Origin of the sequence: Azospirillum sp. TSO22-1, assembly GCF_003116015.1 — a bacterium.
Lineage (GTDB): Bacteria > Pseudomonadota > Alphaproteobacteria > Azospirillales > Azospirillaceae > Azospirillum.
The window spans coordinates 45,073-71,165 of the sequence record NZ_LGQZ01000044.1 but is presented as its reverse complement, the minus strand read 5'-3'; the positions used below and the strand labels follow the sequence as shown (position 1 = coordinate 71,165).

Annotated in this window: 27 protein-coding genes; 13 read left to right on the top strand and 14 right to left on the bottom strand. The window is 69.8% G+C overall.

Features of this window, described 5'->3' with window-relative positions:
* Nucleotides 1-9: 9 nt before the first annotated feature.
* The 6 genes from fabF to TSO221_RS13200 all read right to left on the bottom strand — a co-directional run bounded on the left by fabF (nt 10) and on the right by TSO221_RS13200 (nt 6,124).
* Nucleotides 10-1,272, bottom strand: coding sequence for a beta-ketoacyl-ACP synthase II (gene fabF, locus TSO221_RS13225; protein WP_109118967.1), 1,263 nt, complete (start codon nt 1,270-1,272; stop codon nt 10-12).
* Nucleotides 1,273-1,395: 123 nt separating this feature from the next.
* Nucleotides 1,396-1,635, bottom strand: coding sequence for an acyl carrier protein (locus TSO221_RS13220; protein WP_109118966.1), 240 nt, complete (start codon nt 1,633-1,635; stop codon nt 1,396-1,398).
* Between the two features lie 170 nt (nt 1,636-1,805).
* Nucleotides 1,806-2,549 carry a 3-oxoacyl-[acyl-carrier-protein] reductase gene (gene fabG, locus TSO221_RS13215; protein WP_109118965.1) on the bottom strand — a complete coding sequence of 248 codons (744 nt, stop codon included), beginning with the start codon at nt 2,547-2,549 and terminating at the stop codon, nt 1,806-1,808.
* Nucleotides 2,550-2,557: 8 nt separating this feature from the next.
* A complete protein-coding gene (gene fabD / locus TSO221_RS13210; protein ID WP_109118964.1) occupies nt 2,558-3,499 on the bottom strand; it encodes an ACP S-malonyltransferase in 942 nt (313 codons plus the stop codon).
* 86 nt (nt 3,500-3,585) lie between these two features.
* Entirely contained in the window at nt 3,586-5,013 is a 1,428-nt protein-coding gene (locus tag TSO221_RS13205; protein WP_146208791.1) for a hypothetical protein, read from the bottom strand.
* Nucleotide 5,014: 1 nt separating this feature from the next.
* The gene (locus TSO221_RS13200) at nt 5,015-6,124 is read right to left on the bottom strand and encodes a glycosyltransferase family 2 protein (RefSeq protein ID WP_109118962.1); all 1,110 of its coding nucleotides are present in this window, start codon (nt 6,122-6,124) and stop codon (nt 5,015-5,017) included.
* A 247-nt stretch (nt 6,125-6,371) separates the two neighbouring features.
* Between TSO221_RS13200 and rpsF the strand changes: the two genes are divergently transcribed.
* From rpsF to TSO221_RS13155, 9 genes are all read left to right on the top strand, one after another.
* Complete coding sequence (gene rpsF / locus TSO221_RS13195) at nt 6,372-6,812, top strand: 30S ribosomal protein S6 (RefSeq protein ID WP_109118961.1); 441 nt, start codon at nt 6,372-6,374, stop codon at nt 6,810-6,812.
* Nucleotides 6,812-7,084, top strand: a complete 273-nt coding sequence (gene rpsR, locus TSO221_RS13190) for a 30S ribosomal protein S18 (RefSeq protein ID WP_109118960.1) — start codon at nt 6,812-6,814, stop codon at nt 7,082-7,084. Before rpsF ends, rpsR begins: the two co-directional genes overlap by 1 nt.
* Before the next feature lie 33 nt (nt 7,085-7,117).
* Nucleotides 7,118-8,059: a DUF2232 domain-containing protein gene (locus tag TSO221_RS13185; protein ID WP_109118959.1), complete on the top strand. Its 942-nt coding sequence runs from the start codon at nt 7,118-7,120 to the stop codon at nt 8,057-8,059.
* On the top strand, nt 8,059-8,616 hold the full coding sequence (gene rplI / locus TSO221_RS13180; protein WP_109118958.1) for a 50S ribosomal protein L9: 558 nt from the start codon (nt 8,059-8,061) through the stop codon (nt 8,614-8,616). The genes TSO221_RS13185 and rplI overlap by 1 nt, the downstream gene beginning before the upstream one ends.
* Before the next feature lie 172 nt (nt 8,617-8,788).
* On the top strand, nt 8,789-10,024 hold the full coding sequence (locus TSO221_RS13175; protein ID WP_109118957.1) for a cyclopropane-fatty-acyl-phospholipid synthase family protein: 1,236 nt from the start codon (nt 8,789-8,791) through the stop codon (nt 10,022-10,024).
* A 129-nt stretch (nt 10,025-10,153) separates the two neighbouring features.
* Entirely contained in the window at nt 10,154-11,683 is a 1,530-nt protein-coding gene (locus TSO221_RS13170; protein ID WP_109118956.1) for a replicative DNA helicase, read from the top strand.
* Nucleotides 11,661-12,788, top strand: coding sequence for an alanine racemase (gene alr, locus TSO221_RS13165; RefSeq protein ID WP_109118955.1), 1,128 nt, complete (start codon nt 11,661-11,663; stop codon nt 12,786-12,788). The genes TSO221_RS13170 and alr overlap by 23 nt, the downstream gene beginning before the upstream one ends.
* A complete protein-coding gene (locus tag TSO221_RS13160) occupies nt 12,788-13,564 on the top strand; it encodes an ABC transporter permease (RefSeq protein ID WP_109118954.1) in 777 nt (258 codons plus the stop codon). The genes alr and TSO221_RS13160 overlap by 1 nt, the downstream gene beginning before the upstream one ends.
* Nucleotides 13,561-14,337 (top strand): ATP-binding cassette domain-containing protein, encoded by a 777-nt coding sequence (locus TSO221_RS13155; protein ID WP_109118953.1) that lies wholly within the window; start codon nt 13,561-13,563, stop codon nt 14,335-14,337. The genes TSO221_RS13160 and TSO221_RS13155 overlap by 4 nt, the downstream gene beginning before the upstream one ends.
* A gap of 4 nt (nt 14,338-14,341) precedes the next feature.
* On the opposite strand, the gene TSO221_RS13150 is transcribed toward TSO221_RS13155, so the two are convergent.
* From TSO221_RS13150 to map, 3 genes are read right to left on the bottom strand one after another with little or no spacing between them, the layout of a single operon-like run.
* Nucleotides 14,342-14,917, bottom strand: coding sequence for an NUDIX hydrolase (locus TSO221_RS13150; RefSeq protein ID WP_109118952.1), 576 nt, complete (start codon nt 14,915-14,917; stop codon nt 14,342-14,344).
* Complete coding sequence (locus TSO221_RS13145) at nt 14,914-15,495, bottom strand: NUDIX hydrolase (protein ID WP_109118951.1); 582 nt, start codon at nt 15,493-15,495, stop codon at nt 14,914-14,916. The genes TSO221_RS13150 and TSO221_RS13145 overlap by 4 nt, the downstream gene beginning before the upstream one ends.
* A 14-nt stretch (nt 15,496-15,509) precedes the next feature.
* Complete coding sequence (gene map / locus TSO221_RS13140; protein ID WP_109118950.1) at nt 15,510-16,334, bottom strand: type I methionyl aminopeptidase; 825 nt, start codon at nt 16,332-16,334, stop codon at nt 15,510-15,512.
* An 83-nt stretch (nt 16,335-16,417) separates the two neighbouring features.
* Here map and radA point away from each other — a divergent pair, with 83 nt between their 5' ends.
* The 4 genes from radA (at nt 16,418) to TSO221_RS13120 (ending at nt 20,787) form a co-directional block, all read left to right on the top strand.
* Nucleotides 16,418-17,803 (top strand): DNA repair protein RadA, encoded by a 1,386-nt coding sequence (radA, locus tag TSO221_RS13135; RefSeq protein ID WP_109118949.1) that lies wholly within the window; start codon nt 16,418-16,420, stop codon nt 17,801-17,803.
* A 33-nt stretch (nt 17,804-17,836) separates the two neighbouring features.
* Entirely contained in the window at nt 17,837-18,517 is a 681-nt protein-coding gene (locus tag TSO221_RS13130; RefSeq protein WP_109118948.1) for a CvpA family protein, read from the top strand.
* 30 nt (nt 18,518-18,547) lie between these two features.
* Complete coding sequence (purF, locus tag TSO221_RS13125; protein WP_109118947.1) at nt 18,548-19,999, top strand: amidophosphoribosyltransferase; 1,452 nt, start codon at nt 18,548-18,550, stop codon at nt 19,997-19,999.
* Nucleotides 20,000-20,082: 83 nt separating this feature from the next.
* The gene (locus TSO221_RS13120; RefSeq protein WP_109118946.1) at nt 20,083-20,787 is read left to right on the top strand and encodes an SDR family NAD(P)-dependent oxidoreductase; all 705 of its coding nucleotides are present in this window, start codon (nt 20,083-20,085) and stop codon (nt 20,785-20,787) included.
* Nucleotides 20,788-20,790: 3 nt separating this feature from the next.
* Here TSO221_RS13120 and TSO221_RS13115 read toward each other — a convergent pair whose 3' ends face one another.
* The 5 genes from TSO221_RS13115 to der form a co-directional block, all read right to left on the bottom strand.
* Nucleotides 20,791-21,192, bottom strand: a complete 402-nt coding sequence (locus TSO221_RS13115) for a TadE/TadG family type IV pilus assembly protein (RefSeq protein ID WP_109118945.1) — start codon at nt 21,190-21,192, stop codon at nt 20,791-20,793.
* A 12-nt stretch (nt 21,193-21,204) separates the two neighbouring features.
* Complete coding sequence (locus tag TSO221_RS35400) at nt 21,205-21,657, bottom strand: TadE/TadG family type IV pilus assembly protein (RefSeq protein WP_158284082.1); 453 nt, start codon at nt 21,655-21,657, stop codon at nt 21,205-21,207.
* A gap of 8 nt (nt 21,658-21,665) precedes the next feature.
* Entirely contained in the window at nt 21,666-22,949 is a 1,284-nt protein-coding gene (locus TSO221_RS13105) for a pilus assembly protein TadG-related protein (RefSeq protein WP_158284081.1), read from the bottom strand.
* A gap of 11 nt (nt 22,950-22,960) precedes the next feature.
* Nucleotides 22,961-24,247: a pilus assembly protein TadG-related protein gene (locus tag TSO221_RS13100; RefSeq protein WP_158284080.1), complete on the bottom strand. Its 1,287-nt coding sequence runs from the start codon at nt 24,245-24,247 to the stop codon at nt 22,961-22,963.
* Nucleotides 24,248-24,652: 405 nt separating this feature from the next.
* A complete protein-coding gene (gene der, locus TSO221_RS13095) occupies nt 24,653-26,074 on the bottom strand; it encodes a ribosome biogenesis GTPase Der (protein ID WP_109118942.1) in 1,422 nt (473 codons plus the stop codon).
* Nucleotides 26,075-26,093: the final 19 nt, after the last annotated feature.

The window sequence follows — 26,093 nt, the reverse complement described above, 5'->3', positions numbered from 1 at the left end:
GCGAACTCCTTACGCGAACTCCTTGAAGACCAGGGAGGCGTTGGTGCCGCCGAAGCCGAAGGAGTTGGACAGAGCGGCGCGCACGCGGCGCTCCTGCGCCTGCTTCGGCACCAGGTTGACGCCGAGGCAGCTCTCCGACGGGTTCTCGAGGTTGAGCGTCGGCGGCACGATGGAGTGGTTGATCGCCTTGATCGAGTAGATCGCCTCGACCGCACCCGCGGCCCCCAGCAGGTGGCCGATGGCCGACTTGGTGGAGGACATGGCGACCGTGTCCATGGCCGACCCGAACAGGCGCTTCACCGCGCCCAGCTCGATCTCGTCGCCCAGCGGCGTCGAGGTGCCGTGCGCGTTGACGTAGTCGATCTGGTCCGGCGACAGGCCGGCGCGCTTGAGCGCCATGCGCATCGAGCGGAAGCCGCCGTTGCCGTCCTCGGCCGGGGCCGAGATGTGGTAGGCGTCGCCCGACAGGCCGTAGCCGATGACCTCGGCGTAGATGGTGGCGCCGCGCTTCTTCGCGTGCTCCAGCTCCTCCAGCACCACCACGCCGGCGCCCTCGCCGATGACGAAGCCGTCGCGGTCCTTGTCGTAGGGGCGCGAGGCCTTCTCGGGCGTGTCGTTGAAGTTGGTGGACAGCGCGCGCATGGCGGCGAAGCCGCCCACGCCCAGGCGGCTGACCGCCGCTTCGGTGCCGCCGGCGACCATCACGTCGGCGTCGTCCCACATGATCAGACGGGCGGCGTCGCCGATGGCGTGCGCGCCGGTCGAGCAGGCGGTGACCACCGCGTGGTTCGGGCCCTTGAAGCCGTGCTGGATCGACACGTGGCCGGAGGCCAGGTTGATCAGGCAGGCCGGGATGAAGAACGGGGAGATGCGTCGCGGGCCCTTCTCGTGCAGGGTCACCGCGCCCTCGGCGATGCCGGGCAGGCCGCCGATGCCGGAGCCGATCATGACGCCGGTGCGCTCGCGCTCCTCGTCGGTCTGCGGCACCCAGCCGGAATCCTTGACCGCCTCGGTGGCGGCGCCGATCGCGTAGAGGATGAAGTCATCCATCTTGCGCTGGTCCTTCGGCGGGACCGCGGCGTCGGCGTTGAACTCGCCGTCGCCGGTGCCGCGCGGGATCGTGCCGGCGATCTTCGAGGCAAGGTCGGAAGCGTCGAAGGCCGTGATCCCACGGATGCCCGATTCGCCGGCGATCAACCGTTCCCAGTTGTGGCGGTGACCGACGCCGAGCGGCGTGACCAGACCGAGGCCGGTAACGACGACACGTCTCATGGGACTTCCCTGACCTTTCTTGCGATCTCGTGAGATCTGTATCTCTGGAAACTCAGACGGCCAGGCCGCACGCCCGTGCGAAGCCTGGCTGCCTTCGTTTGGTCCTGTCGGAACCGCGCCTTATCAGGCGGCGGCGTTCGCCTTGATGAAGTCGATGGCGTCCTTGACCGTCAGGATCTTCTCGGCGGCGTCGTCCGGGATCTCGCACCCGAACTCCTCCTCGAAGGCCATGACCAGCTCGACGGTGTCGAGGCTGTCGGCGCCGAGGTCGTCGATGAAGGAGGCGTTCTCCGTCACCTTCGCCTCTTCGACCCCGAGGTGGTCCACAACGATCTTCTTCACGCGCTCGGCGATGTCACTCATGTTCGACCTTCCAAAATCCTTGAAACCGTTTGGGCAATTCGGAGGTCCGCACCACGCCGCGGCGTGCCGTCCTGCCGTGAAAAGCCCCGTCCGATAACACATTTCGTCCGCCTTGACCAGCGCCCCTGGGGGCCTGCGTCACGGCCGGACGAACCCGCCCAGATGATCGATCAGATCATGGCCATGCCGCCGTTGATGTGCAGCGTCTGGCCGGTGATGTAGGCGGCCTCCTCGCTCGCCAGGTACACGACCCCGGCGGCGATTTCCGACGGCTCGCCCATGCGGCCGGCCGGAATCCCTCCCAGAAGCTTCTGCTTCTGGTCGTCGTTCAGCGCGTGGGTCATCGCGGTGGTGATGAACCCCGGCGCCACGCAGTTGACGGTGATGTTGCGCGAGGCGACCTCGGCCGCCAGCGCCTTGGACATGCCGATCATGCCGGCCTTCGAGGCGGCGTAGTTCGCCTGCCCCGGGTTGCCGGTCACGCCGACGATGGAGGTGATGCCGACGATGCGGCCCCAGCGGCGCTTCATCATGCCGCGCAGCACGGCGCGCGACAGGCGGAAGGCGGCCGTCAGGTTGACGTCCAGCACCTGCGCCCAGTCGTCGTCCTTCATGCGCAGCGCCAATTGGTCGCGGGTCAGGCCGGCGTTGTTGACCAGGATGTCGATGCGGCCGCCCAGGGCGGCTTCGGCGTCCTTGGCCAGCTGCTCGGTGGCCGCCGCGTCGGACAGGTTGCCCGGGGTGACCAGCACGCGTTCGCCGCCGAGTTCCGCCGCGACCTTTTCCAGCGCCTCGACGCGGGTGCCGGACAGCGCCACGGTGGCGCCCTGCGCGTGCAGCGCCTTGGCTATGGCGGCGCCGATGCCGCCGGACGCGCCGGTGACCAGGGCGCACTTGCCCGTCAGATCGAACATGGGATGCCTCACAGGGTCTTGAGGAAGGCCTCGACGTCGGCCGGGGCGCCCACGGACACCGCGCCGACCTCCTTGTCGATGCGCTTGGCGAGGCCGGCCAGCACCTTGCCGGCGCCCAGCTCGACCAGCGAGTCCACGCCCTGGCCCTTCATGTAGAGGACGCTCTCGCGCCAGCGCACCATGCCGGTCACCTGCTCGACCAGCAGGCGGCGGATCTCCGCCGGGTCGCTGACCGCGGACGCGGTGACGTTCGCCACCACCGGCACGGCGGGCGTGTTGATGGTGACCGTCTCCAGCGCCTCCGCCATGGCGTCGGCGGCCGGCTGCATCAGGGGGCAATGGAAGGGTGCACTCACCGGCAGGCGGACCGAGCGCTTCAGTCCGCGCTCAGCGGCCAGGGCGATGGCGCGGTCGATGGCCTCGGTGGCGCCGGAGATGACGACCTGGCCGGCCGCGTTGTCGTTGGCGACGGCGCACACCTCGCCCTGGGCGGCGTCGGCGGCGATCGCCTGCGCCTGCTCCAGGTCGGCGCCGAGCAGCGCCGCCATGGCGCCTTTGCCGACCGGCACCGCCTTCTGCATGGACTGGCCGCGCAGCTTCAGCAGGCGCGCCGTGTCGGGCAGCGAGAAGGCGCCGGCGGCGCACAGCGCCGAATACTCGCCCAGCGAATGGCCCGCGACGAAGGTGGCGTGCGTGCGCAGATCGACGCCGCCCTGCTGCTGGAGCACGCGCAGCACCGCGAGGCTGACCGCCATCAAGGCCGGCTGGGCGTTCTCGGTGAGCGTCAGGTCGGCCTCGGGGCCTTCGAACATCAGGCGGGACAGGCGCTGCTCCAGCGCGTCATCGACCTCTTCGAAGGTGAGGCGGGCGACTTCGAACGCTTCGGCCAGCTCACGGCCCATGCCAACGGCCTGGCTGCCCTGCCCCGGAAAGACGAACGCCCTGGTCATGTCTGCAAAAACCCGTGTGCTGAGGCGGTACGCCGAATGCGCCCGCCGGGAAGTGGGCGACAGTCATACCCGCGCCAAACGCCAAGTCAAGCGATGCTTGGCTTCGCCCTTCCCTCCCGAATAACCGCCGCCATGCCCAACAGTGCCAAGGGGATGGCCGGCAGCGCGTGCCGCATTTCGAAATGCACCAAGCAAAACGCGCCGACGACCGTGAAGAAGGTTACCCAGCCGAACAGCGCCGCGCCGAACCGCGCGTCCGCCGGAGCCCGTCCGCGCAGGACGCGCACCGACCACCACGGCACACCCAGGGCGAAGACGAGGAACAGCACGGTGGAGACCACGACGCCCGCCGTCGCCAGCAGGAGCCCGGCCATTCCGCCCAGCGAAAAATCCCGGAAGACTGCCACCGCGCCCTTCAGCGATACGCCGGGCAGCACGCGCTGGCCGAGCACCGGGCCGTACTGGAAGAACTCGTTGAGGGTGAAGGCGGGATCGGTCAGCACCGAGCCCAGGCTGAACGGCCGCAGCTGCGTCAGCACCATCTTCAGGTAGGCGACCGGGTGTTCGCTCACCGTCGCCACGAAGCGCCCGAACAGGTAGGACTGCAGCCGAGTCGGCGTCAGGCCGAGCTGGCGCTGCAGCGCTTCGAGAATCGTGACCTGCGCGCCGAACTCGTAATCCGGCATGCCCTGGCGCACCAGCTGCGACACCGGGTCGTCGCCGTCGAACGGATTGGCGTAGCCGAAGCGCAGCATGTGGAAGCCCGGCCGCAGCCAGTTGGCGGCGCCGGCGACGCTGATGAACGCCTCGCCGGTGCGGTGCCAGTTCCACAGCAGGTAGGGCGCCAGCACGGCCGCCACCGCCGCCAGGAACACCGGGATCAGCAGGGCCGCCCGCCGCCCGCCGCAGGCCAGCAGGAGCACCGGCAGCACGGTGAAGTACAGCCCGTTCTCCCGCACCAGGATCGAATAGCCCCAGAGCAGGCCGAACAGCGCCATCCGGCCGCCCCCCAGCCGCCATACGCCGGTCAGCCCGCCCAGCGTACCGAACAGGACGACGTTGAACAGCGTGGCGTACAGGCTGTCGCTGAGGATCTCGACGTCGTACAGCAGCGACTGCGAGAACAGGTAGAAGACGCCGACGAACCACGCCGCCGCGTCCGAGGCCAGCAGGGCGCGGGAAACGCGGAAGATCATCAGCATGGACAGCAGCGTCAGCGCCGACTGCACGGCGGCGACCACATACTGATAGTGTGCGCCGGCCAGCAGCTTGGCGCCCGCCAGCAGCAGCGGGTAGCCGGCGGTGCGGAACACCAGCGACGGCAGGCCGGTGTCGGTACCCCAGGGGACCGTCGTCACCGCGTCCCAGCCCTTCAGGATCGCGTCGGCGAACTCCAGATAGCCGCCGGTGTCCGGGCTCACGCCGGGGCCGGCGGCCAGGATGACCAGCAGCTTCACCGCCGCCACCAGCGCCAGGAACGCCGCCAGCGGCCGGCTGTCGTCGCGGGCCATCACGTCAGGCGCTCAGCGCGTCCGGCCCCTTGCGGCGCCAGGTCACCGTGGAGTTGACGCCGAAGTTCCACACCGCGCCGATGACGGCGCCGAGCAGCCCGGCGATCGGCCAGGGCGTGCCGCCCTGGTAGAGGAACTCGGCCATCTGGAAGTTCACCAGCGCGCCGATGCTGCACGCCACGAAGAACAGCGCCAGCCCGCGCAGGAACTCCCGCCCCTTCAGGCGCCGGTCGCGGTAGGTGAAGCGGTTGTCGAGCGTGAAGTTCACCAGCATCGCCCCCGCCGTCGCCAGCGTCTGCGCCGGCAGGAACGGCATGGCGGCGCCGCGGAAGAAGGCGCTGAGCAGCAGCAGGTGCAGCGCCATGCCGAGCAGCCCGACCATGACGAACAGCACGAATCGGATCGGCACCACCTTCCCCACCGCCTTGTCGGCCAGCAGGATGGCGAACTCCAGGATGATGAGGGTGTCGAGCTTGCTGTCGCCGGCGTGGCGCTGGCGGAACACCATCCCCACCTCGTCGAACGCCAGCGGCCGGCGCGCCGAGGCGAAGATGTCCAGCAGGATCTTGAACCCCTTGCCGGACAGGGAATGCACCACCTCGTCCACCAGCTCGCGCCGCAGCATGAAGAAGCCGCTGAGCGGGTCGGACACGTCCGCCTTCATCACCATGCGGCACAGCCGGTTGCCGAGCCGGCTCATCCGCTCGCGCGACGCCGAGGACAGGCCCTGCGCGCTGCCCCCCTCGGCGAAGCGGCTGGCGACGACGATGTCGAGGTGCCTTTCGCGCAGGCGGCGCAGCATCTCCGGCAGCAGGGTCTCGTCGTGCTGCAGATCGGCGTCCATCACCGCGATCACCGGTGCCGGGGTGGCCAGCATGCCCTCGATGCACGCCGACGACAGGCCGCGCCGGCCGACGCGGCGCAGATAGCGGACGTGTGGGCGCTGCTGCGACAGGGCGCGCAGCACCTCGCCGGTGCCGTCGGTCGAATCGTCATCGACGAAGATGACGTCCCACGCCACGCCCTGAAGCGCGCGCTCCAGCGCATCGGCGAGGGCGACGATGTTGCCCGCCTCGTTCAGGGTGGGGACGACGATGGTCAGTTCGGTGGGCATAGGCACGGTACCGGTGGGGCGTGAGGCGGCGGCATCCTAGTGGACTCGTCCCCGTCCCGGTAATACTTTCGATATCCTGAACGTGGATGCGCATCTCCGCTTGCTCCGCGCGCCGGGATGTGCATACTGCCGCGCTTCATAACTCCTTGCCGGCGTGCGATGCGCGTCGGCTAGGCCCGGGCGGCTGGCCCGACTCCAGGGTGGAGACGGAAGCAGCGCCGGACCATGAACAGCCATGGGGAGTCATATGGCTTTGTACGAAAGCGTGCTGATCGCACGCCAGGACATCTCGGCCGCCCAGGCCGAGGCTCTCGCCGAGCAGTTCGCCCAGATCATCCGTGACAACGGCGGCCAGGTCACCAAGACCGAGCACTGGGGCCTGAAGACGCTCACCTACAAGATCAAGAAGAACCGCAAGGGCCATTACGTGCTCTTCAATCTCGACTCGCCGGCCGCCGCCGTGCTCGAGATGGAGCGCAACATGAGCATCAACGAGGACGTGCTGCGGTACATGACCGTGCGCGTCGATGCGCTGGACGCCAACCCGTCCGCGATGATGCAGAGCCGCGGCGAGCGCGGCGAGCGTGGTGACCGCGGCGACCGCGGCCCGCGCCGCTTCGATGACCGCGGGCCCCGCCCGCCCCGCCGTTCCGAGCAGGCTCCGGCCGCTGAAGGGGAGATCGCCTGATGAGCGACAAGCAGACCACGGGCGCCGCCCCGCGTTCGGGTGGCGGCGCGCGCCGCCCGTTCTTCCGCCGCCGCAAGACCTGCCCGTTCTCGGGCGCGAACGCCCCGGCGATCGACTACAAGGACGTCAAGCTCCTGTCCCGCTTCATCTCGGAGCGCGGCAAGATCGTGCCGAGCCGCATCACCGCGGTCTCCACGAAGAAGCAGCGTGAGCTGGCCCGCGCCATCAAGCGCGCCCGGTTCCTGGCGCTCCTGCCGTACGTGGTGAAGTAAGCCCGCAAGGGCCGTTGAGGATAGGAAACCCCCATGCCCACGGCCATGTTGGTCGCCCTGGGGGGCGGTGCGGTCAGCGCGCTCCTGTACGTGTCGGTGTTGTTCGCCGGCGTCGGTGCGCTGATCCTCGGCTACCTCGCCCCGCTGCCGCTGTTCCTGGTCGGCCTGTGGTTCGGTGTTCCGGCCACGCTGATCGCGGGAGGGCTGGCGGCGGTGCTGGTGCTCAGCGCCACGGGCGGCCTTCTGGGGCCGCTGGGCTATGTCGTGACCGGCGCGGTGCCGGCGGCCTTCGTGGCCCGCCAGGCGCTGCTGGCCCGGAGCACGGCGAAGGGGGATGTGGAGTGGTACCCGCCAGGGCTGCTCCTGCTCGGGTTGACCGGCCTGGGGCTGGTGGCGTTCTTCGTCGCCGTGCTGCTGGCGTTGGGGGAACCGGGCGGGCTCGAGGGCGTGGTGCGCCGGACGCTGCAGGGCATGGCCCGGCAGCTCGGCGCGCCGGGGGACGCACCCCCGCCGCCCGAAGCGTTCTGGCTGGCTCCGGCGATGCCGGGCTTCGTGGTGGTCTCATGGCTGGTCATGACGATCGTCAACGCGGCCCTGGCGCAGGGGCTCCTGATGCGGTTCCACCGCAATCGGCGTCCGCCGATGCGGCTGGTCGCGATGGAGCTGCCGGGGTGGGTGGTGCTGGCGTTCGCGGGCGCATCGGCCGCGGCGGCGGTGCTGCCGGACGGTCTGGACTTCCTGGCGCTCAACGTGGCGCTGGTGCTGTCGCTGCCGTTCGGTCTGGCCGGCCTGTCGGTGGTGCACGCCTTCGCCAACCGCCAGTCGGCCAAGGTGGCGCTCCTCGTCGGGTTCTACCTGTTCCTGTTTCTCTTCGGTTGGCCGCTCCTGCTGATGGTCGGCCTGGGCGTGATCGAGCAATGGATTGGGCTGCGGCGCCGCTGGGCGCGCGTCGGCCCCGATCAGGAGGACGAGTGATGGAAGTTATTCTGTTGGAGCGGGTCGAGAAGCTCGGCCAGATGGGCCAGGTCGTCAAGGTCAAGCCCGGCTTCGCCCGCAACTACCTGCTGCCGCTGAAGAAGGCCATGCGCGCCACCAAGGCGAACCTGGAGCACTTCGAGAAGCAGCGCGTGCACCTCGAGGCGATGAACCTTGAGCGCCGCAAGGACGCCGAGGCCATCGCGCCGAAGCTGAACGGCCTGTCGGTCGTCGTCATCCGCCAGGCGGGTGAGACCGGCGTGCTGTACGGTTCGGTGTCGAACCGCGACATCGCCGACGCGGTCACCGCCGCCGGCGTGAAGATCGAGCGCAGCCAGGTCGCCATCGACCAGCCGATCAAGACGCTGGGCCTGTTCCCGGTGCGCATCGTGCTGCATCCGGAGGTCAGCCAGAACGTGACCGTGAACGTCGCCCGTTCGGCCGAAGAGGCCGGGCTGCAGGCGCAGCGCGGCGCCATGGTGACCGCGGCCGACCTCATCGATGAGGACGAGGAAGAGGCCGAGACCACGACCGAGGGCGAGGCCGAGGAGGCCTGATCCTCCTCCCCTCCCGTCACGCTCGTCCGGACGCCGCCCGCTCCCGCAAGGGGGCCGGGCGGTTTTCCGTATGCGCGGACCAGGGTATGGCGAAAGAGTCATTCTCCCTCGCCGAACGCGCTCTACCCTAAGGCCATCGCCCATCCCAGCCTTTGGCTGAGGAGACGATGGCATGCTCTTCGCCCGCCTGCTGAACGCCGCACTGACCCGCGGCGGCCTGACGCTCGTCGACGCCCGGGGGAAAACCCACCGGATCGGCCCCGGCGCCCCGACGCTCACGCTGCACCTGTATGACGCGGCGCTGCACCGGCAACTGGTCCTCTCCCCGCGCCTGAGCTTCGGCGAGGCGTACATGGACGGCCGCCTCAGCATCGAGGGCGGCGGTCTGTACGACCTGCTGGCGCTGCTGTCCGACGGCGTGACCGTCGATGGCCTCACCGGGCCGCTGCGCGACCGTCTGGCGCCGCTCCTGCGCTCCGTCGAGCAGCACAACCCGCTGCGCCGCGCGCGCAGCAACGTCGCCCACCACTACGACCTGTCGCGGCGGCTGTACGAGCTGTTCCTCGACCGCGACCTGCAATACTCCTGCGCCTACTTCGCGGAGCCGGGCATGAGCCTGGACGAGGCGCAGCTGGCCAAGAAGCGGCACATCGCCGCCAAGCTGCTGCTGCACCCCGGCCACCACGTGCTGGACGTCGGCTGCGGCTGGGGCGGCATGGCGCTGTATCTCGCGAAGCACGCCGGGGTGCGGGTCACCGGCATCACGCTGTCCACCGAGCAGCTGGCCGTCGCCCGCGAGCGCGCCGAGTCGGCCGGCCTGTCCGACCGCGTGCGGTTCGAGCTGTGCGACTACCGCGCCGTCACCGGCCGCTTCGACCGCATCGTCTCGGTCGGCATGTTCGAGCATGTCGGCGCGCCGCACTACCGCACCTTCTTCGACACGGTGCGCGACCGGCTGGCCGACGACGGCGTGGCGCTGCTGCACTCCATCGGCCGCAGCGAGGGGCCGGGCACGACCAACCCGTGGTTCCGCAAGTACATCTTTCCCGGCGGCTATTCTCCGGCGCTGTCCGAGGTGGTCCCCCGCATCGAGCGCGCCGGGCTGTGGACCACCGACGTGGAGGTCCTGCGCCTGCACTACGCCGAGACCTTGCGGCACTGGCGCGAACGCTTCCTGGCGCGGCGGGAGGAGGCGGCCAAGCTCTACGACGAGCGGTTCGTGCGCATGTGGGAGTTCTATCTGGCGGGCGCCGAGATCGCCTTCCGCTACCAGGGGCACATGGTGATGCAGATCCAGATGGCGCGCGCCGTCGGGGCGGTGCCGCTGACCCGAGGCTACATGCTGGAGACCGAACGTGCGCTCGCGGCTGCCGAGAACGCCCCGCGGCGCAATCGCGCAAGCGCTTGACTCTGGGGGCGTTCGGGCGTTTATCCCCGCTCTTCTGCACATGGGGATGAAAGTTGTGCACAGGTTTTTCGGGGAGCCCTCCGCGCTTGGCACAGGCCCCCGGCGCAGCCGTTTGGTAGAGTGCCGGACATGGACAACAAGCCCACCTTCGAGCCCCGCGTGATCGACGGAACCGCCGCCCGCGCCGCTTCCGGCCGCCCCGCGCCCGAGTACCGCTCCGCCCCCCACAACGAGGAGGCGGAGCAGGCGCTGCTGGGCGCCATCCTGGTCAACAACAAGGCGTACGAGAAGGTCAGCGAGTTCCTGCGCCCGCAGCACTTCTACGACCCGGGCCACCTGAAGATCTACGAGGCGATCTCCAAGCTGATCGAGCGCGGGCAGGTCGCCAACCCGGTGACGCTGAAGGCGTATTTCGAGAACGACCCGCAGTTCGCGGAGGAGGGCGGCGGCGGCGCCTATCTGGCCAGCCTCGCCGCCGGCGTGGTGACGGTGATCAACGCCGCCGACTACGGCAAGACGATCCACGACCTGTTCCTGCGCCGGCAGCTGATCGAGGTCGGCACGGACATGGTGAACGAGGCGTACGAGCACGACCTCGACTCCAACGCCATGGACCAGATCGAGCAGGCCGAGAAGCAGCTGTTCGATCTCGCCTCCACCGGCGACGTGCAGGGCGGCTTCATCGCCTTCTCCGAATCGCTGAAGGTCGCCATCGAGATGGCGGAGGCCGCGTTCCGCCGCTCCAGCCACGTCACCGGCGTCACCTGCGGCCTGCGCGACCTCGACCGCAAGCTCGGCGGCCTGCACCCGTCGGACCTTCTGATCCTCGCCGGACGTCCGTCGATGGGCAAAACGGCGCTGGCCACCAACATGGCCTTCAACGCCGCCAAGGCGTACATGAAGTCCAACGGGTCCGAGGGCGCCTGCGTCGGCTTCTTCTCGCTGGAAATGTCGGCCGAGCAGCTGGCCACCCGTATCCTCGCCGGCGAGGCCGAGGTGTCCGGCGACAAGATCCGCCGCGGCGACATCCGCGACAGCGATTTCCCGAAGTTCATTACGGCCAGCCAGGAGCTGGGCCGCGTGCCGTTCTTCGTGGACGACACCCCCGCCCTGTCGGTGAGCGCCGTGCGCACCCGCTGCCGCCGCCTGAAGCGCACGCACAACCTGGGCTTCGTGGTGGTCGACTACCTCCAGCTGCTGCGCGGCACCTCGCAACGCGGCGCGGAAAACCGCGTGCAGGAGATCTCGGAGATCACCCGCGGCCTCAAGGCCATCGCCAAGGAACTCGACTTGCCGGTGCTGGCGCTGTCACAGCTCAGCCGCGCGGTGGAGCAGCGCGAGGACAAGCGGCCACAGCTCTCCGACCTGCGCGAATCCGGCTCGATCGAGCAGGACGCCGACGTCGTGATGTTCGTTTACCGCGAACAGTACTATCTTGAGCGCGCCGAGCCGGCCCGCCGGCCGGAAGAGACGGAAGACAAGTACAACGACCGTTACGCCAACTGGCAGAAGCGCTACGGCGAGGTGCACAACACCGCCGAGGCGATCATCGCCAAGCAGCGTCACGGCCCGATCGGCAGCGTGCGGCTCTATTTCGATGGCCAATACACCAAGTTCGGCGACCTCGACACCGACCATGACCACGATGTCGGCGAGTGACCCCGCGTCCTTCGCCGGGGCGCTGCTGACCATCGACCTCGACGCCGTCGTCGCCAACTGGACGCTGCTGCGCGACCGCGTCGGCGGCCCGGCGCGCTGCGCCGCGGTGGTCAAGGCCGACGCCTACGGGCTGGGCGCGTCGCGCGTCGCCCCTGCCCTGTTCGCCGCCGGTTGCCGGACCTTCGTGGTGGCACAGGTCGAGGAGGCCATCGCGCTGCGCGCCGTGCTTCCCGCCGACGCGGAGGTCCTGTCGCTGGGCGGCCTGCCGCCCGGAAGCGCCGCGGAGTTCGCCGCGCACGGCGTCACGCCGGTGCTCAACCACCTCGGCGACATCGAGGCGTGGACGGCGTTCTGCCGCGAACGCGGCGAAGCGCGGCCGGCCGTCGTGCACATCGACACCGGCATGAACCGACTCGGGCTGGGGCCGGACGAACTCGATTGCCTGATCGAGCAACCGGAACGTCTGACCGGCATGAGTGTCCGGCTGTGGATGACGCACCTCGCCTGCGCCGAGGCGGACACGCCGATGAACGCGCAGCAGCTCGGCCGCTTCCGCATGGCGCTCGCCCGGCTGCCGGCGGCGCCGGCCAGCCTCGCCAATTCCTCAAGCGTTTTCCTCGGGCCGGCCTACCATTTCGACCTCGTCCGGCCCGGCTGCGCGCTGTACGGCGTCAACCCGACGCCGGCCGCGGCGAACCCGATGCGCCCGACGGTGCGCCTCGACGCGCGGGTTCTTCAGGTCCGAAGCGTTGACACGGCTATGACCGTTGGCTACGGTGCCACCCACCGCGTCGCGGGGAAGGGCAAAGTTGCAACCATTGCAGTGGGTTACGCCGACGGCTACCCGCGCACGCTGAGCGGGCGCGGGCACGTGTTCGTTGGCGGAATACCGGCTCCGGTGGTCGGACGGATTTCGATGGATCTGATCACGGTGGACGTAACCGCACTGCCCGAAGGCGCCGTGGCGCCCGGCGCGCTGGTCGAGCTGATCGGCCCCAACCGCCCGGTCGACACCGTGGCGGAGGAGGCCGGCACCATCGGCTACGAGATCCTCACCTCGCTGGGGCGCCGCTACCACCGCGTCCATGTGGGCGGGACCGCCTGATGGATTTCCTCGCCGCGACGGGCCGCACCTTCCTGATCTTTCTGGAAGCGACCGGGCAGCTCGCCATGTTCACCGGCCGCTCGGTCTCGCACTGCGTCCGGCCGCCGCTGTACGCGCGCCAGATCATCCGGCAGATGATCGACATCGGCTACTACTCGCTGCCGGTGGTCGGGCTGACCGCGCTGTTCACCGGCATGGTGCTGGCGCTGCAGAGCTATTCCGGCTTCTCGCGCTTCCAGGCGGAGGGCGCCATCGCCACCGTCGTCGTGCTGTCGGTGACCCGCGAGCTGGGACCGGTGCTCGCCGGCCTGATGGTGGCCGGGCGCATCGGCGCCGCCATGGCGGCGGAAATCGGCACCATGCGGGTGACCGAGCAGATCGATGCGCTCTCGACGCTGTCCACCAACCCGTTCAAATACCTGGTGGCGCCGCGCCTGATCGCCGGCACGACGATGCTGCCGCTGCTGGTGCTGATCGCCGACGTGATCGGCGTGTTCGGCGGCTTCCTGGTCAGCGTCTACCGGCTGGATTTCAACGCGTCCTCCTACATCACCCGCACCTGGCAGTTCCTGGAGCCGGTCGACGTGATCTCCGGCCTGGTGAAGGCGGCGGTGTTCGGCTTCGTCATCTCGCTGATGGGCTGCTATTTCGGCTACAAGTCGCGCGGCGGCGCCCAGGGCGTCGGTCAGGCGACCACCAACGCGGTGGTGGCGGCCTCGATCCTGATCCTGGTGTTCAACTACCTGATCACCGGAATGTTCTTCTCGACCAAATGACCGACACGCCCAAAATTGCCCTGCGCAACGTCCACAAGCGCTTCGGTCCCAAGGTGGTGCTGAACGGCATCGACCTGGAGGTCGGCCGCGGCGAATCCCTGGTGGTGATCGGCGGTTCCGGCACCGGCAAGTCGGTGATGCTGAAGTGCATCCTCGGCCTGCTGCACCCGGACACGGGCTCGATCCGGGTCGACGGGGAAGAGACCACCCGCCTGGGCTCGCGCGAGCGGGAAAAGCTGCTGCACAAGTTCGGCATGCTGTTCCAGGGTGCGGCGCTGTTCGACAGCATCCGGGTGTGGGAGAACGTCGCCTTCGGCCTGATCCAGGGCGAGCACATGCCGCGCCCCAAGGCCAAGGACATCGCCATGGCCAAGCTCGGCGCCGTCGGCCTGACGCCGGAGGTGGGCGAGCTGTACCCGGCCGAGCTGTCGGGCGGCATGCAGAAGCGCGTGGCGCTGGCCCGCGCCATCGCCGACGAGCCGGAGATCATCTTCTTCGACGAGCCGACCACCGGCCTCGACCCGATCATGGCCGACGTGATCAACGAGCTGATCGTGAAGTGCGTGAAGGACCTCGGCGCCACCGCGGTGACCATCACCCACGACATGGCCTCGGCCCGCAAGATCGCCGACCGCATTGCGATGATCTATCAGGGCAGGATCATCTGGACCGGCCACGCCCGGGACATCGACGCCTCCGGCAACGCCCACGTGGACCAGTTCGTCCACGGCCGCGCCGAAGGGCCGATCCAGATGCAGATCCGGGCGCTGTAAGCGGTCACCCCACCGGCCGGCCCAGCGCCCTGGCCAACTCCGGCTGCAGCGCCAGCGTCAGCATGCACAGCGACGATATGATGGCGAACTCGCCGTTCGCCGCGGCGGCGACCAGTTCCTCGCGGGTGAGCAGTTCGAGCCGCATCTCCTCCAGATCGCCGGAGTCCGCCTCGGCCACCTTGCGGCACCCCCTGGCCTGGAACATGTGGGCGACGCAGCCGCGCTGGTTGCCCTGCATGACATAGTCGCCGAACCCGATCCATTCGTCGGAAACGTAGCCGGTCTCCTCCAGCAGTTCGCGCTTGGCGGCGTCCAGCGGATCCTCGCCGGAGTCCACCGCGCCGGCGGGGAAGGTCAGGCTGACGCGACGGGCGCCATGCTTGTACTGGCGCAGCAGCAGGGCGCGTCCGTCCGCCGTCTCGGCGAAGATGATGATGAAGTCCTGCTGGTCGACCTGGTGGAACTCGACCCGGCGGCCATCGGGCAGTTCCAGCGTCTCGATGCGGATCTTCAGCCAGGGCTCCGCGTCGTAGGCGTCGCGGCTGTCGAGCACCCGCCAGGGCTCCAGGGGGGCCGTCATCCGGCGTTCCCCGCGGCGAAGGAGCGGACGAGGTCCTGGTTCGTCACCATGGCGAACAGCGCGATCTGCGTCAGCAGCGCGAACTCGCCCCGCCCGGCCGCCGCCGTCAGTTCCGCCCGCGTGAGGAGCAGGATCTCGCTCTCCTCCAGGTCGTCGGCGTCGGGCTCGGCCACCTTGCGGCAGCCGGTGGCGCGGAACATGTGCGACACCGCCCCGCCCTGGTTGGAATTGACCATGTAGCCGCCGAGATCCTGCCACGCGGCGCCCTCGTAGCCGGTTTCCTCCAGCAGTTCGCGCTTGGCGGCCTCCAGCGGATCCTCGCCGGGGTCCAGGTGGCCGCCGGGGAAGGCCAGGGTGATGCAGCGCGGCCCGTGCCGGTACTGGCGGTAGGTGATGACCCGACCGTCCTCGGTCTCGGCGAAGATGCAGGCGAAGGACGGCATCTCGAGCTGGTAGTAGTCGTCGATCCGCCGGCCGTCCGGCAGCTCGATGCTCTCCACCCGCACCTTGAGGAAGGGCGAGGCGTCCAGCAGGTCGCGGCTGGCGGCGACCCGCCAGGGCTTGAGGTCCTTGGGCATGCGGGGTGTCTCCGTCAGTAGGGCGGCTTGGTGTGGCCGGCGGGCGAGAGGGTGAAGATCTCGCACCCGTCCTCGGTGATGCCGACCTGATGTTCGAACTGCGCCGACAGCGAGCGGTCGCGGGTCACCGTGGTCCAGCCGTCGGACAGGATCTTCACGTCCGGCTTGCCGGCGTTCAGCATCGGCTCGATGGTGAAGACCATGCCGGGGACCAGCGTCATCCCCTGCCCCGGCCGGCCGAAATGGTCGACGTGCGGCGCGTCGTGGAAGATACGGCCGATGCCGTGCCCGCCGAACTCGCGCACCACCGAGAAGCGGTTCGCCTCGGCCAGCGTCTGGATGGCGTGACCGACGTCGCCCAGCGTGTTGCCGGGCCTGGCCGCCGCGATGCCCGCCATCATGGCCTCGTAGGTGAGGTCCACCAGCTTGCGCGCCTTCACGCCGATCTTCTCGCCGACGAAGTACATGCGGCTGTTGTCGCCGTACCAGCCGTCGAGGATCACCGTCACGTCGATGTTGACGATGTCGCCGTCCGCCAGCCGCTTGTCGTCGCTGGGGATGCCGTGGTTGACGACGTGGTTCGGCGAGATGCAGCTGGCGTGCCGGTAGCCCTTGTAGCCGATGGTCGCCGGGATGGCGCCGTGGTCGCGCATGAACGTCTCGATGAGCTTGTCGAGCGCCCCGGTGGTCACGCCCGGCGTCACGTGCGCGGTGATGAAGTCCAGCGTCCCAGAGGCCAGACGCCCGGCGCGGCGCAGTCCCTCGAAGGCCTCCGGCCCATGCAGCGGCACCTTGTGCCCCTCGGTGTCGGTCGCGTACCCGCGCGGCTCGTACGACATGCCAATCCCTTCCTTGCCCCATAGGAGACGGGGTCACGGCATGCTATATATTGTGCTTCGCAACACATCCAGACTCCACGACATTGGCAAAGCCGACAACACGCTACGTTTGCCAGTCGTGCGGCTCCGTGTTCCCGAAATGGGCCGGACGCTGCGACGGCTGCGGTGAATGGAACACGCTGATCGAGGAGGCGGCTCCGGACTCCGCCCCGAAGGGCCTCGGGGTCGGCAAGGGCCGGCGGCTGGAGTTCGTCGGGCTGTCCGGCGCGTCGGAGCCAGCACCGCGCCGCATGACCGGCATCGCCGAGTTCGACCGCGTCTGCGGCGGCGGCCTCGTGCCCGGCTCGGCGGTGCTGATCGGCGGCGACCCGGGCATCGGCAAGTCCACCCTGCTGCTCCAGGCGGTCGGCCGGTTGGCGCAGGACTGGCGCTGCGCCTACGTCTCGGGCGAGGAGGCGGTGGACCAGGTGCGGCTGCGCGCCCAGCGGCTGGGCTGCGCCGCGGCGCCGGTGGACCTCGCCTCCGCCACCAACGTGCGGGACATCGTGGCGACGCTGGACGGCGGCGACTGCCCCGGAATCATCGTCATCGATTCCATCCAGACCATGTACGTGGACACGCTGGACAGCGCGCCCGGCACCGTGGCGCAGGTGCGCGCCTCGGCGCAGGAGTTGATCCGCGTCGCCAAACGGCGCGGCGTCGTGCTGCTGCTCGTCGGCCACGTCACCAAGGAGGGCATGATCGCCGGCCCCCGCGTGCTGGAGCACATGGTCGACACCGTCCTCTACTTCGAGGGCGAGCGCGGCCACCAGTTCCGCATCCTGCGCGCGGTGAAGAACCGCTTCGGCCCGACCGACGAGATCGGCGTGTTCGAGATGGGCGACGCCGGCCTGTCGGAGGTCGCCAACCCCTCCGCCCTGTTCCTCGCCGAACGGCGCGGCGACGTGTCGGGCGCGGCGGTCTTCGCCGGCATGGAGGGCACGCGCCCGGTGCTGGTGGAGGTGCAGGCTCTCGTCGCCCCCTCGCCGCTCGGCACGCCGCGGCGCGCGGTGGTGGGCTGGGATTCAGGCCGCCTCGCCATGGTGCTGGCGGTGCTGGAGGCGCGCTGCGGCGTACAGATCGGCGCCAACGACGTGTACCTGAACGTCGCCGGCGGCCTGAAGGTGACGGAGCCGGCGGCCGACCTCGCGGTCGCGGCGGCGCTGGTCTCCTCGCTGACCGGCGAGCCGGTGCCGCCCGACGCCGTGGTGTTCGGCGAGATCGGCCTCAGCGGCGAGGTGCGCGCGGTGAGCCAGACCGACACGCGCCTCAAGGAAGCCGCAAAGCTGGGGTTTTCAACGGCGGTCATTCCGGCTAGACGGAGCGGCGGAAAGGGCGACACGTCGCTCAGGACCGTGGAGCTTCACCACCTCGGCGAACTGATGCCGCTGTTCCAGACGGACGGCGGCCAGCGCGGCAGAGGTCGATAACGCTGGCACGATAGGTTTCGAGGGTAGCGGAGCATGGAGAATTTCCCGATCAACCCGGCCGACGGCGTGGTGTTCGCCGTGCTGCTGCTGTCGGCGTTGCTGGCCTTCACCCGCGGCATGGTGGCCGAGGTGCTGTCGCTGGCCGCCTGGGGCGGTGCCGCGCTGACCGCGCTGTACACCCTGCCCTTCGTCCTGCCGCACACGCAGAAGTACCTGAAGGTCGAGATGGTGGCGTACGTCGCCACCTCGGCCGCGCTGTTCATCGTGGCGCTGGTGGTGCTGACCATCCTGTTCGGGCGGATCTCGCGCGGCGTGCAGAACTCCTCGCTGTCGGCGGTGGACCGCTCGTTGGGCTTCCTGTTCGGCCTGTTCAAGGGCGCCGTGCTGGTGTCGGTCGCCTATCTGTTCTTTGCATGGCTGATCCCGGCCCAGGAGCAGCCGCAATGGCTGCAGCAGGCGAAGACCCGCCCCTTGATGGCGGCGGGTGCGGGCATGATCTATGAGTTCGTGCCCGCCAACCTGCGGGCGGAGGGGCTGAACCAGGCCGATCTGGCGCGGGATCGCGCGCGCCAGGCGATCGAGGCGAAGGAGGCGCTGGACCGTCTCACCTCGCCCGTCCCGGCCGGCGGGAAGACGGGTGCACCACCCGCCAATACCGGCTATAAGGAGCGCGATCGCGGCGAGATCGACCGCCTGATCCAGAACACGCGCTGAGTCGGGCCCGTGCACTACGAGGATTCTTCGATGCTGACGACGCATCCCTTCGACGATGACAAGCTGCGCGAGGAGTGCGGCGTTTTCGGCATCTACGCGCACCCGCAGGCCGCCGCCATCACGGCGCTGGGCCTGCACGCGCTGCAGCACCGCGGCCAGGAGGCGGCGGGCATCGCCAGCTTCGGCACCGCGGACTTCCGCGTCGAGCACACCATGGGGCTGGTCGGCGACCATTTCTCCAAGGAAAGCGTCATCGGCCGCCTGAAGGGCGACATGGCCATCGGCCACGTCCGCTACGCCACCACCGGCGACACCACGCTGCGCAACGTGCAGCCGCTGTGCGCCGACCTGGAGTTCGGCAGCTTCGCGCTCGCCCACAACGGCAACCTGACCAACGCGCAGTTGCTGCGCCGCCAGCTGGTGCGCCGCGGCTGCCTGTTCCAGTCCACCACCGACACCGAAGTCATCGTCCACCTCATGGCGCTGGCCCGCGGCGGCAGCCCGGTCGACCGCATGATCGAGGCGGTGCGGCAGGTCGAGGGCGCCTTCTCGCTGGTCGCCGCCGCGCACGGCACGGTGATCGGCGTGCGCGACGCGCTGGGCGTGCGGCCGCTGGTGCTGGGCAAGCTGGGCGACAGCTACATCCTGACCAGCGAGACCTGCGCGCTCGACATCGTCGGCGCCGACTACGTCCGCGACGTCGAGCCGGGCGAGATGGTGGTGCTGGACGACACCGGCGTGCACAGCCTGCGCCCGTTCCAGCCGCAGGGCCGCCGCTTCTGCATCTTCGAGTACATCTACTTCGCCCGTCCCGACAGCATCATGGAGGGCACCTCGGTCTACGAGGCGCGCCAGCGCATCGGCCGGGAGCTGGCCCGCGAAGCCGGCGTCGAGGCGGACTATGTGGTGCCGGTGCCGGACAGCGGCGTGCCGGCAGCGCTGGGCTACGCGGCGCAGAGCGGCATCCCGTTCGAGCTGGGCATCATCCGCAACCACTACGTCGGCCGCACCTTCATCGAGCCGACCGACCAGATCCGCCACCTCGGCGTCAAGCTGAAGCACAACGCCAACCGCCACATGATCGAGGGCAAGCGGGTCATCCTGGTGGACGATTCCATCGTCCGCGGCACGACCTCGAAGAAGATCGTCGACATGATGCGCGCCGCCGGCGCCAAGGAGGTGCACATGCGCATCTCCAGCCCGCCGACCAGCCATCCCTGCTTCTACGGCATCGACACGCCGGAGCAGTCGAAGCTGCTGGCGCACCGCCTGTCGGTGGAGGAGATGCGGCAGTTCATCCAGGCCGACAGCCTCGCTTTCATCTCGCTGGACGGCCTGTACCGCGCCATGGGCGACACGCACCGCGACCCGAAGAACCTGAAGTTCTGCGACGCCTGCTTCACCGGCGACTACCCGGTCGCGCTGACCGACCAGCACGACAGCGTGGAGCCGGCGCCGCGCCCCGTCCTGCGCGCCTCCTGATCCGTCCCACCCGGCCCGCGCGCGGCATCCCGAGCGGGTGCCGGCGCGGGCTTCGTTTGTCCACTGACCTGTAGAGCGACCCCATGTCCCGTCTCGCCGGCCGCTACGCCCTGATCACCGGTGCCTCCCGCGGCATCGGCGCCGCCGTCGCCAAGCGCTTCGCGCAGGAGGGCGCGCACGTCATCCTCACCGCCCGCACCGTCGGCGGCCTGGAGGAGGTGGACGACGCCATCAAGCAGGCCACCGGCACCAACGCCACGCTGGTGCCGCTCGACCTGCGCAAGTTCGACCAGATCGACGCGCTGGGCGCCGCCATCTACGAGCGCTTCGGCCGGCTGGACATCGTCGTCGGCAACGCCGGCGTGCTGGAGACGCTGGGCCCGGTCGCCCAGTTCGACCCGAAGCTGTGGACGCGCATCCTCGACACCAACGTCACCGCCAACTACCGGCTGATCCGCAGCATGGACCGGCTGCTGCGCGCCTCCGACGCCGGCCGCGCCATCTTCGTCACCTCCGGCGCGGCGAAGGAGCCCTACCCGTACTGGGGCCCCTACGCGGCGAGCAAGGCGGCGCTGGAGATGATGGTGAAGACCTACGCGATGGAGATCGCCAAGTCGAACCTGCGGGTCAACCTGCTGGACCCCGGCATCGTCGCCACCAAGCTGCGCCTGCAGGCCTTCCCCGGCGAGGACCAGGCGAAGCTGCGCGCGCCCGAGGACGTCACCGACCGTTTCGTCGACCTGGCCGAGCCGGCCTGCACCCGGCACGGCGAGGTCGTGGCGATCTGATAGCTACTGCACCATCGGCATGCGCGCCTCGCCGACCGCCTCGCCGAGGTCCACCGGCAGGATGCCGGTGATGCCGCCGTTCGGCCACGCGTAGCGCGTGGTGACCTTCATGAAGGTCACCACGCCGGCCGGGTCGAGCACCGCCGTCACCGTCAGGCGCGCCGGGTCCAGCGTGAGCGTGCCCAGCTTCGCCGACGCCGCGGCCTGCACCGCCGCGGGAGTCGCCGCGGTGTTGACCATGGCGAGCCGCGCCGCTTCCTCCGCCGCGAACTGCAGGGTGTTGCGCGTCCAGAAGAAGGTCGCCAGCTCGATGATGGCGATCAGCATGGCGATGAACACCGGGAACACCAGCGCGAACTCGACCGCCGCCGCTCCCCGTTCGTCGCGCATCAGGCGCCGCCGCATCGCCGCCCTCCCTCACTGCACCCGGATCACCGCCGTGCCGGCGAGCGCCAGCGGGGACGGCAGTCCGGGATAGGAGAAGAACAATTCGAAATCGTGCCGCACCGTGACCGACAGGAAGCGCAGGATCGGGTCGCCGCTCGGGCACACGGTGGAGCAGCCGATGGAGGTCCCGTCCGGGCATTCGCAGAACGGCGCCGGGATCTCCACCGTCGCCGTCGCCGCCAGGCCGCCGGCGTTCAGCGCCGCCGCGGTGATGCCGGCGGTGTCGTTGGGGTTCTGACGGGCGTACTGCACGGCGCCGCGCGCCGCCGTCTCCAGCGCCATCCTGTCGTAGGTGGCGCGGCCGAAGTCGACGAGGCCGGTCAGGATGACGACCAGCAGCGGCGCCAGCAGGGCGAACTCCACCGCCACGTTGCCGCTGCGGTCGCTGAGCAGGCGCTTGAGCAGGCGGGATGTGCCGATCATGGGCGCCCTCACTCGCCCAGCCGGGCCAGGGTGGTGACGATCGGCGCGGCGCCGATCGCGGCGCAGGTGTCGTTGCCGAGCGCGGCGTTGCCGATGAAGGTCACCGTGCGCGCCACGATCTGCACGCAGCCGGCCGTCGCCGTGCTGTTGTTGCCGGCCCACTGGAGCTCCTGCGCCGGGAAGTACAGGGCGCCGGTGACCTTCATGGTGGTGTTGCCGTTGACGAGGTTGGTCCCGGCCGGGGCACGCCGGTCCTGGTAGACGAGGATGCCGGGAAACGGCACGCCCGCCCCGCCACGCGCCTGCAGCGTAAGGTCGAGGTTGCCGCTGAGCCGCAGGCCGCCGATCAGCGAGGACGAACGGGTGCTGGTGAACACGATGGTGACGCCGTCGTTGACGCAGGTCGGGCAGTCGATGGTGACGTTGCCGTGCACCGTCAGGTCGCCCTGGTCGAGATAATACTCCCCCGGCTCCAGCTTCAGGTGCGTGTTTCCGGAGACATCGATGCCGCCGCAATAGATCCCCTTCGGCAGCAGCTGCGTCTTGTTGACCTTCGTCACCTTGGGGCTGGAGCAGGTCGGCAGCGGCGGAACGTTGATGTTGGTGTAGGGATCGGGCAGCGGCCAGCTGTGCGTGGTCGCCGGCTGCGCCAGCCGCAGGCTGGCGTTGCCCGACACCGCGATGCCGCCGGCCGTCCATAGGGACAGCGCGTTCACCGAGACGTTGCCGCTGAGGTCGATGGCCGACGCCGCGTTGGAGTTGGAGGCGATCATGCAGCCGGCCATCTGCACGTCGGGATTGCCGCGCGCCAGCACCGCCGAGGCCTTGCTGCCGTCCAGCGCCAGCACGCAGGCGCGCCCGTTGTCGCTGAGCAGCGCGACGGCGCGGGCGGAGATCGTCGCCGGCCCGGCGTTCAGCACGGCGGAGAACAGCGCCGGCTGCCGGCGCGTCACGATGGCCTCGACGGCGTCGGCGCGGCCGGCGAAGGCGCCGCCGGTCGGCGGGGTGAAGACCTGCACGGTGTCGCCGTTCTCCGTGCCGTTGCGGGCCGCCTCCTTCGCCCCCGCCAAGGCGATGGCGGCCGCGTTGCCGCGGGCGTTCTCCAGCGCACCGGCGATGGCCGCGGCGTCGGCCGCGGTCTGCAGGCTGCGCCGCGCCATGTACCAGGAGCCGACCTCGACGCCGACGCCGAGCAGCCCCATCAGCACCGTCAGCATCAGTGCGATGGCGACGATCAGCGCGCCGTCCTCGTTCCGGCGCAGGTGTGTGAGGATGGAGCGCAGGCGGCGCATCGGGACCCCCGTCATTCCCCCAGCGTGGCGGCGGTGGTCAGCAGGGGCTTGACGCCGAGCGCCGCGCAGCCGCTGTTGTCGAGCGCCGAGTTGCCGGTGAAGTCCACCGTGCGCGCGATGATCTCGACGCAGGTGTTGGCGCCGGAGCTGGTGTTGTTGCCGGTCCACTTCACTGGCGCGGAGGGGAAGTAGAAGGCGCCGTTCATCACGATGCTGGAGCCGCCGTTGATGGTGTTCACCGCGCTCGCCGGCGCCCGGCGGTCCTGGTAGAACAGGATGCCGGGATAGGGGGAGCCGGCGTCGCTCGGCGCCCGCAGGGTGATGGTGGCGCCGCCGTTGATGGTGACCGTGCCGATCTGGTTGGCGTTGTTGCGCGCGGTAAGCACGAACGTCACGCCGGAGCCGGGTGCCGCGCAGTCGCACGTCACGACGGCCGAGGCGTTGATCTTCAGGCTGGCGCCGTCGAGGTAGTAGGTCCCCGGCTTGAAGACGAAGCTGCCGCTCTGCAGGTCGATGTTGCTGCAGTAGGTGCCGGGGGTGAACACCGTCACGTTCTTGGTCGACTGGCAGGAGCCGAGCGGCGGGATGGTCAGGCCGGCGTACGGGTCGGGCAGCGGCCAGGTGTAGGTCGCCGGCGGCACCGCGAAGTTCAGGTTGGAGGAGCCGCCGAGGCTGGTGCCGCCGGCCGTCCACAGCCCCTGCGCGGTGACGCTGGAACTGCCGCTCATGGTGATGGCCGAGCCGCTGGTGGAGTTGGCGGCCAGCGTGCAGCCCCGCATGTTCAGCGTCGAGCTGCCCTGCCCGGTGATGGCGCCGGACGCCGAGGGATCGAGCGCCAGCACGCAGGCCTGCCCGACGGTGCGCACGCGGGCGACGGCGCGCGCCGAGATGTCCACGTTGCCGCTGCCCAGCACGGCGGAGAACATCCGCGCTTCCGGCCGGGTAATGATCGCCTCCACCGCCTGCGGGTCGCCGGCGAAGGCGCCGCTGGCCGGCGGGGTGCGGATGGTGATGACGTCCTTGGCCACCTCCGCGCCGTTGCGCGCGGCCTCCTGCCGGGCGGCGGCGGTGACGCGCGCCGCCGCGCCGCGCGCCTCCTCCAGCGCACCGGCGATGGCCGCGGCGTCGGCCGCGGTCTGCAGGGAGCGGCGCGTCATGTACCAGGAGCCGACCTCGACGCCGACGCCGAGCAACCCCATCAGCACCGTCAGCATCAGCGCGACAACAACGACCACCGCCCCGGACTCGTCGTGCCGGAGCCGCGCGCCTGCAAGGTTTCGGGCGATCCGTCGCACCATGCCATCCTCCATCCGCCGCGCCCACCGGCGCAGGAACCGGCACCGGCGTCGAAAAAATGGGCGGGCGTGTTTCGCGAACTCTTGCGAGGATACGCCGCAGCTAGAGAATTCGCAATGGATCGATGGCTACGCCAAAATAAAACACAGCGGAAGCACCTGTGTTGACTTTGGTTTGTTTAAGGATTGGTTCGAAATTCGAAGCAATTCGGATGGGTTGCGGCTTCGCAAGTCCTCCCCCAGCCCCGCTGGGGGAGGAAGGGTCCCGCGCCGAAGGCGTGGGAAGGTGGGGGCAACGGCAGAGGTGGCAGGCGTTGCTTCTTGCGCGAGCCGCTGCCCCCACCCTCCCGCTGTGCGGGTCCCTCCCTCCCCCGCCGGAGGCGGGGGAGGGTCAGGGGGCAATACCCTTCAGCTCTCGGCGAACGGGTTCTTCCGCTTGCGCAGCACCAGGCGGACCGGCACGCCGGGCATCTCGAAGGTGTCGCGCAAACCGGCGACCAGATAGCGCTGGTAGCTCTCCGGCAGGTCCATCGGCTTGTTGACGAACAGCGCGAAGGTCGGCGGCCGCGCCTTCACCTGCGTCATGTAGCGGATCTTCAGCCGGCGGCCCTCGACCAGGGGCGGCGGGTGGTGCTCCAGCACGCCGAAGAGCCAGCGGTTGAGCTGCGCCGTCGGCACGCGGCGGTTCCAGACCTCGTAGGTCTCCAGCACGGCGTCGAGCAGCGTGTCGAGCTTCTGCTTCCTCAGCGCCGAAATGGTGACCACCTGCATGCCCCTGGCCTGGGCCAGCGAGGCCTGCAGCTTGTCCTCGACCTCCTTGAGCGCCAGCGCGCGGTTCTCCACCGCGTCCCACTTGTTGACCGCCAGGACCAGCGCGCGACCCTCGTCGATCACCATGCGGGCGATGGTCAGGTCCTGCTTGTCGAGGATCTGGTCGGCATCGACCACCAGCACCACCACCTGGGCCAGCCGGATGACGCGCAGCGCGTCGGCGACCGCCAGCTTCTCGACCTTCTCATCGACCCGCGCGCGGCGGCGGATGCCGGCGGTGTCGACAAGGCGGAAGGGGCGGTCGCGCCACGTCCAGTCCACGGCGATGGCGTCGCGGGTCATGCCGGCCTCGGGGCCGGTCAGCACGCGCTCCTCGCCGATCAGGCCGTTGAGCAGCGTCGACTTGCCGACGTTCGGGCGGCCGACGATGGCGACGTGGATCGGCTTGGCCTTCTCCTCCTCGGGCTCCGGCTGATCGCCGATGCCCTCGACCTCGTCCAGCGTGGCGGGTTCGGGCTCCTTGACCGCCTTGCCGCGGCGGCCGCGGGGCGCCGGCGCCTCGTCCTTGGGAGCGTAGGGCAGCAGCGCCTCGACCAGATCGGCCATGCCCTCGCCGTGCTCCGCCGACAGCGGGACGGGGTCGCCCAGGCCCAGCTCGAACGCCTCGAACAGGCCGGGCATGCCGACCTTGCCCTCGGCCTTGTTGGCGACCAGGATCACCGGCGTCTTCGACCGGCGCAGCAGCCGTGCGAAATGGCGGTCGAGCGGCGTCACGCCCGAGCGCGCGTCGATCAGGAACAGCGCCACGTCGGCGCGCTCCAGCGCCTGCTCGGTCTGGCGGCGCATGCGCGCCTCCAGGCTGTCGTCGGTGACGTCCTCCAGGCCGGCGGTGTCGACGATGGTGAAGGACAGCCCGCCGACGTGACCGTCGGCCGAGCGCCAGTCGCGGGTCACGCCGGGCGTGTCGTCGACCAGCGCCAGCTTCTTGCCGGCCAGACGGTTGAAGAGCGTCGACTTGCCCACGTTCGGGCGGCCGACGATGGCGACGGTGAACGACATGAGGCCGGCAATCCCTAAA